This is a genomic window from Neochlamydia sp. AcF84 (assembly GCF_011087585.1).
Taxonomy (GTDB): domain Bacteria; phylum Chlamydiota; class Chlamydiia; order Chlamydiales; family Parachlamydiaceae; genus Neochlamydia.
In genome coordinates, this window is the sequence record NZ_VJOT01000073.1 from 89,047 (window position 1) to 96,978 (window position 7,932).

Annotated in this window: 2 protein-coding genes; both read left to right on the forward strand. The window is 37.0% G+C overall.

Features of this window, described 5'->3' with window-relative positions; all coding sequences use genetic code 11:
• The first annotated feature begins 105 nt into the window (after positions 1–105).
• Positions 106–4,668: a tetratricopeptide repeat protein gene (locus NEOC84_RS08565; RefSeq protein WP_166158110.1), complete on the forward strand. Its 4,563-nt coding sequence runs from the start codon at positions 106–108 to the stop codon at positions 4,666–4,668.
• Between the two features lie 273 nt (positions 4,669–4,941).
• Positions 4,942–7,932, forward strand: a 2,991-nt coding sequence (locus tag NEOC84_RS08570; protein ID WP_166158113.1) for a tetratricopeptide repeat protein, incomplete at its 3' end; no start/stop codon positions are given.

The window sequence follows — 7,932 nt, forward strand, 5'->3', positions numbered from 1 at the left end:
TATTTTTAATTTCTCTTGAAAAGTATTATTCAAATGGTTAGGAAAGCTATAAGAAATGCTAATCACCTGCAGCGATGCAGGTAACCTTAAAAGAAGGCCAAATAAATGAATTTAGAAAACTCTTCTATTACCCCTTTCATATTTACAGCATTTAGGGAACTAGTATTAGCAAAACCTGGACTAAAGCTAGGCCCCTATACAGAGATTAGCTTAAAGATTTTCAAGGAACTAGGACAGCAAGATTTATCTAACGCACGGGGCGTTAGCAAAGAATGGAAGCAACTAATTGAGCAAACTGGGGAGTGGAAAGAGCTTTATTCAAGAAAAATTGAACATAAGGTACTTAATGAAAGTCAAAACACATGCGATAAACCATCTGTTTTAAGCGCTTCTTCTAGTCAATGGGATGACCATCAAATAGCTAAATCCTTGTGGCATAACCCCACTGCTATTATTGACGATTCAATCGTAGCCAAAGTAAATGCTGTTGCCGACTATCTGGGTAAAGAATGCTTTAAATTAAAAGGTGTGCCAAGTGACGGTGACTGCTTTTTTAGCGCTTTTTTAGGAAGCTATAACTGCCTTTCTAGGAAAATACCTTTGTTAGAAGAGAGCTCTAATAAAGTTTTTTATTTAAGGCGAGTACTCGCAGACATTGTTAAATACAAGAACAATGGAAGAGCTGAAAAAATAAAAGGAAAAAGGACTTGGATAAGTGGATTGGGCGAAGGAGATCTATTAGCTACAGCTTTATCTATTCCTATAAGATTAATAACAGTTAACGAAGAACAGCTGGCTTGCGGCATTCACGATAGGCTAATTTTTCCTAAAGCAAGCTCACCTCTGGAAGATAATTCCCAAGAATGGAAAACTATTTCTCCGGAAAAAAGACCTGAAGAATATATCCTTATTGTTGATCTAGGTGGCCATTTCATTTATGCACAAAAGCTTGTAGGGCAAGATAAACCTCTTAAAAAAGATAATAAGTCAGATATAAGGAATAAAAGAAAAAGATTTTTAACAACAAAATATAACGTGGATAAAAATGATACATTTGACCCATCTAATCCTTTGGTTACTCTACCGTTAGAGATCTTCCAACAGATTTTTCATTCTTTTAGTAGTTTAACTGAGCATGAACTAAGAAAAATTCTTGATGCAAGAAGGTGTGCTCGAGTATTTGCACAACAAATGCCTAATAACGTCAAATTTTTGCAGCTCTATCAACCTGAGAAAGTACAATCCTATCTTGATAAGCTTGCAAAATATTTAGATAAAAATCTCTTTTCCATCGGCGAGAACAATACATTTTTATCAATAGATAAACTAGAAGAGAATTACACGCAAGTCTTAAAAGTTGCTGTCCAAGAAGAAGATCCTCTCCAGATAAGATTATGCATGGAAAAATTAGGTGATATTTATTCAATCAAAGGAACGACGCAAACCCTCCTTCAAGCTGCAGGGCTTTATAATTACGCACTACATGATTCAACTTCAGACGAGCAAGTAATTATTAAAGAAAAGCTATCAAAAGTCGAGATTTTGCTTAGCAAGGCTTGCCAAGGAGAACCTGTAGATATTCCTATAATCGAAAAACAATTTGAAAATAATCGCGAAGGATTAAAAAAGTTTAGGGATGAAATAGAAAAGAAAATTCAAACTCTCGCCTCGGATCCTTCGCCTGAGGAAGTCCGAGAGCTGTATGGTGAGATTGCTCAACAGATAAAAAACTTCTTTGGACACCTTGCAATACAAGTTTTTGATATTTTAGGACTCCCACCCTGCGAATATGCCATGATAGGGTTTGGCTCTCTAGCTAGAGAAGAAATGACCCCCTACTCTGATTTAGAATTTGGCATCCTTATGCAAGAAGAAACTCCAGTAAATAGAAAGTATTTTAAGTATTTTACAACCCTTCTTCATTTAAAAGTCATCAATTTAGGAGAGACTATCCTGCCTGCTTTAGATATTCCTTGCATAAGAAAAGCTAATTTTTTTGATAGCGTTACACCCAGAGGCTTTGCTTTTGATGGGGAAGGAGTACAAGGTAAAGGCTGTAAAACACCTTTTGGAAATCGCCAAACATTTGAGCTTATTCAAACTCCTGAGAAGATGGCTCAATATGCCGCAAAGGATGGAGAAAGCCAATGGTGGCATGAGAAAGAGCCTCATCTTCCTATGGAATTGCTAACCTTTACTCATCTGCTAGGCAATCTTGAATTAACGAAACAGTATAGTGAAACACTTCAGAAAAAACTTGATATTCATTGCCAAGAAAACTTCTCCCTTCGACAGTACTTAGCCAAAAAGCACCTTGTGCCCGATGATATGAAAGCTTTTGATCCAGGAATGGGTGATCTAGAAAAGCAGGGTATGCTTTTCCAAGTTAAAAATGATTTTTATCGTTTTCCTCATTTAGCTTTGGACCGGCTCGCTCTTCTTAAAAATGTAGAGGCATCTGACACTTTTACTAGGATTGGCAGGCTAAAAGAGTTAAAATTTATAACAGAGGGCGCAGCTAAGAAGTTAAAAAATTGGATGAGTATAGCGCTATTTATGCGTCTTAAGACCTACTCTCATTATCAAGCGCAACAACATATGATGAATCCTTTGATTAAACCTTTTGGGTTCAATGATCCAGCTCTCATCCAGAAGCAGTTTGCCTTAGATCAGGAAGTCCTAAAAAAAATAGAAAAGCTTTATTGTATCTTCATTCCTTTCCATCAAGCTATTCAAGAATTCTTAGCCGGTCATGAAGGCAAACTTAAGTCTTCTAATTTAGAAGATAACTCACCTGAGACGCAGGGTAATATAGCCCGCAGGCTTTTTCAGCATAAAAAAGCAGAAGAATGGTATCTTCTAGCAGAAAACGATAACCCAAATAATGCTGAGGTTTTGGATGCCCTTGCGATCATTTATCTCGAGCAAGGTAAATTGCACAAAGCAGCAGAATATAGTAATAAAGCGATTAACATCTATCTCAGGCTTTTTGGTGAAAACCATCCTAAGGTTGCAATCAGCTGCAACAACCTCGGAGCAATTTATCACGCTCAAGGTAATCTAGACAAAACGATCGATTATAGCAACAGGGCACTTGCTATTAATCTTAAGCTTTTTGGTGAAAATCATCTCTTAGTGGCAAGCTGTTATGGCAATCTAGGACAAATTTATCAAAATCAAGGAAATATAAAAAAAGCAACAGAATATAGCACTAAAGCTCTTAACATCAATCTTGAGCTGTATGGTGAAAATCATCCTACAGTGGCAATTCGTTACCTCAACTTAGGGAAAATCTACCAAGACCAGGGTAGTTTAAGCATGGCGGAAAAATGTACCAATAAAGCGCTTGCCATTGACCTTAAAATTTATGGAGAAAATCATTTCTCATTAGCGAGAGATTACAATAATCTAGCGCAAATTTACCAAGACCAAGGAAAGTTAGACAAAGCCCTGGATTATAGCACTAAAGCTCTCTATATTTGCCTTAAACTTTTTGATAAAAATCATCCTGCAGCCGCTAACCTATACAATAACTTAGGGCAAATCTATAAAGAGCAAGGCAATTTAGATAAAGCGAAAGATTATAGCACCATAGCTCTTGGCATTAGCCTTGAGCTTTATGGTGAGAACCATCCTACCATATCTACTCTATATAACAACTTAGGGACAATCTACCTAGCCCAAGGTAATTTAGGACAGGCAGCAGAGTATGGCAAAAAAGCTCTTGCCATTGACTCTAAGCTCTTTGGTGAAAATTATCCTGCCATAGCAAGGGGTTGTAATAACCTAGCACAAATCTGCAGAGAGCAAGGAAAACTAGATGAAGCAGCAAGGTATGCCAACGAAGCACTTAACGTTAGCCTTAGGCTATATGGAGAAAATCATCCCACTTCGGCAATTCGTTATGCCAACCTAGGGCAAATCTATCAAGAACAAGGTAATTTAGAGAAAGCGACTGAGCATACCAACAAAGCTCTCGGCATTTGTCGTAGGCTCTTTGGCAAAAACCATTCCATGGTGGCAAGCTGTTTCAGCAAGTTAGGGGCAATCTACCAAGCTCAAGACGATTTGAACAAAGCGGCTAAGTATGCCAAAAAAGCTCTCGCTATTAATTTTAAGCTTTTTGGTGAGAATCACCCCGCCCTGGCAACTGATTACAACATCCTAGGAGCAATCTGCCAAGCCCAAGGCAATTTAGACAAGGCGGCTAAGTATGCCAAAAAAGCTTTTGCCATTAATTCTAAGCTTTTTGGTGAAAATCATCCCAACACAGCTATTTTATATCATAATCAGGGAATGATTTACGAAAAGCTAGGAAATTCAAAGCAGGGGGCGAAATATGCCGAGAAAGCGCTTATCATTAATCTTAGGCTTTTTGGAGAAAACCATCTTCATGTAGCTAAAGACTATAACCTTCTGGGAATGGTTTCCTATAAGCAAGGGAATTTAGAGCAAGCGGCTAACTATGCTAAGAAAGCCCTAAATATTAACTTAAAGCTTTTAGGTGAAAATCATCCTGTAGTGGTAAGCAGTTACCACAACCTAAGAATGATTTATCAAGAGCAAGAAAATTTAAAATTACTGGCTTTGGGCATGTTAAGGGATCGCTCGTTATTATCCTTAAGCTTTAAAAGGCAAATTACTCAAATGGGGCTTCCCATCCTGTGAGATATTTAAAATAATCCCTAACCCAAAAATATTAGCCACTAAAGAGCTACCCCTTGGCTAAACCAAGGCAAATTTAAGCCTGTACGAAGACTCTTATTTAATAATTTATATTATAAAGATATAAAAATTGCCTTTTTAATTTTACTTTTATATAAGAAAATGAAAATAATTTTTTTTCGCCCTTCTTAAAGAGGCATAAATAAGGGTGCAATAGGGTTATAAACAACTCTCTACCCCTTGAAATGTAAGCCAGCCTAAAAGAAGGACAAGCGAATGAATTTAGAGAATACGCACAGCTCTACTATATTACCCACTAACAACAATTCGCTCCTTATAGCAAAAGATAACACTTTTGACCCTCCTAGTCTCTTGGCTAATCTACCTTTAAAAATTTTCAAACAGATTTTTCATTCTTTTAGGAATTTAAGTGAAGGCGAATTAAGAAAAATTCTTGATGCAAGAAGCTGTGCCCGTGTGTTTAAACAACACATGCCTAATAATGTTAAGTTCTTGCAGCTCTATCAACCTCAGAACCTAAAACCCTATCTTGACAAACTTTCAAGTCATTTAGCTACCTCCCCTTTTTCAATTGACGAGAGCAATAATTTCTTATCGGCAGGCAGGCTGGAAGAGAATTACACTCACGCTTTAAAACTTGCTATCCAAGAAGAAGATCCTTTTCAGATAAGAGTATGCATAGAAAAACTAGGTGATATCCATCTAATAAAAGGAACGCAGCAAACGCTCCTTCAAGCTGCAGGACTTTATAATTATGCCCTACATAATGCCTCTTTAGACGAACAAGAAAGTATTAAAGGAAAGTTATCAAAAGTTGAAGAATCGCTCGTCAAGCTCTGCGAAGGAAAACCTTTAGATCTTTCTATAACTAAAAAGCAATTTGAGGACAATCGCGGAGAATTAAAAAAGTTTAGGCAGGAAATAGAAAAGAAAATTCAACTTATCCGTCCAGATCCTTCATCAGAGGAAGTCAGAGAGCTTTACAGCGAGATTGCCCAGTGGATAAAAACTTTCTTTAAACATCTTGTAGATCAAGCTCAAGAGGTTTTAGGACCTTCTCCTTGTGAATATGCAATGATGGGGTTTGGTTCTTTAGCGAGGGAAGAGATGACACCTTACTCAGATTTAGAGTTTGGCATCCTTATACAAAAAGACACTTTCGGAAACAGAGATTATTTCAGACGTCTAACAGCCCTTCTTCACTTAAAAGTGATTAACCTAGGCGAGACAATTCTACCTGCTTTAAATATTCCTTGCATAAAAGAGGTTGATTTTTTTGATAGCGTTACGCCAAGAGGCTTTGCCTTTGATGGTGAAGGAGCGGAAGGAAAAGGCTGCAAAACTCCTTTTGGCAATCGCCAAACATTTGAGCTTATCCAAACGCCTGAGAAAATGGCACAATATATTGATATAGATGAAAAAGGCCAGTGGTGGCATTACGAAGAGCCGCATCTTCCCATGGAGCTTCTAACCTTTACTCCTTTGATAGGCAATTTTGAATTAATTAGGAGGTATCAACAAACAATTGAAAAAAAACTTGATTCCCTTTATCAAGAAAACGTTACCCTTCGTCAATACTTAGCCAAACAACATTTATTTCAGGATGATAAGGTAAATTTCAATCCAAACCTACACGAATTAAGCAAACAAGGGATGTTGTTTAAAGTAAAGAATGATCTTTATCGATTTCCTCATCTTGCGTTAGACCGACTGTCCCTTCTTCAAAAAGAGGCGCCCCCTAGTACATTTTCAAGGATTGATAAGTTGAACAACCAAGGTATTCTTACAAAAGGTGCAGGTGAAAAGTTAAAAGATTGGATAAGCATAGCATTATTTATGCGTCTTGAGACCTACTCTCATTATCAAGCTCAACAAGAAATGATGAATCCTCTCATTAAGCCTTTTGGATTTGAAGAACCTATAATTATTCAAAAGCAGTTTGCTTTAGATTCTATAGCACTAAAAAAGATAAAAAAAATTTATCGTATCTTTATTCCTTTCTATCAAGCTCTTCAAGATTTTCTAGCTGGCAATGAAGAAACGCTTCAATCGTCAGAATTAAATGATGATTCATGCCAAACTCGAGGGGACATAGCTTTAAGACTTTCCCAATTGGATAAAGCGAGAAAGTGGTATTGCAGAGCAAAAGAAGCAGATTCAAAAAATTCTAAAATATTTAATACTCTAGGGATCATTTATGCTAGCAAAGGAAATTTAAATAAAGCAGCTAAATATATCCAACAAGCGCTTACAATTCATCAAAATTCAGATAATACCGTGGCAACCTCTTACAGTAATTTAGGCCAAATTTACCAAGGACAAGGTAATTCAGAACAGGCGATTGAATATACTAAGAAAGCCCTTGACATTAACTTCAAGCTTTTTGGTGAAAATCATCCCGCTGTAGCAACTTCTTACAATAATTTGGGCACTATTTACAAGGAGCAAGGTAATTTAGAACAGGCGGTTGAATATACTAAGAAAGCTCTTGTCATAGATCTTAAGCTTTTTGGTGAAAATCATCCCAATGTAGCAACCTCTTACAATAATTTGGGCAGCATCTACAAGGAGCAAGGTAATTCAGAACAGGCGATTGAATATACTAAGAAAGCTCTTGCCATTAACTTCAAGCTTTTTGGTGAAAATCATCCCACTGTAGCAAGAGATCACAATAATTTGGGCCAAATTTACCAAGGGCAAGGTAATTCAGGACAGGCGGTTGAATATACTAAGAAAGCTCTTGACATTAACTTCAAACTTTTTGGTAAAAATCATCCCACTGTGGCAACCTCTTACAATAATTTGGGCAGCATTTACAAGGAGCAAGGTAATCCAGAACAGGCGGTTGAATATACTAAGAAAGCTCTTGACATTCACCTTAAGCTTTTTGGTGAAAATCATCCCAATGTAGCAACCTCTTACAATAATTTGGGCAGCATTTACAAGGAGCAAGGTAATTCAGAACAGGCGGTTGAATATGCTAAGAAAGCTCTTGACATTAACTTCAAGCTTTTTGGTGAAAATCATCCCACTGTGGCAACCTCTTATGGTAATTTAGGCCAAATTTATCAAGGGCAAGGTAATTTAGAACAAGCGGTTGAATATACTAAGAAAGCTTTTATTATTGATCTTGAGCTTTTTGGTGATAATCATCCCACTGTAGCAACCTCTTACAATAATTTGGGCATCATTTACAAGGAGCAAGGTAATTTAGAACAGGCGGTTGAATATACTAAGAAAGCTCTT

Coding starts and splice junctions, on each gene's coding strand:
- NEOC84_RS08565 (WP_166158110.1), top strand. CDS start 106: ATGAATTTAGAAAACTCTTCTATTACCCCTTTCATATTTACAGCATTT.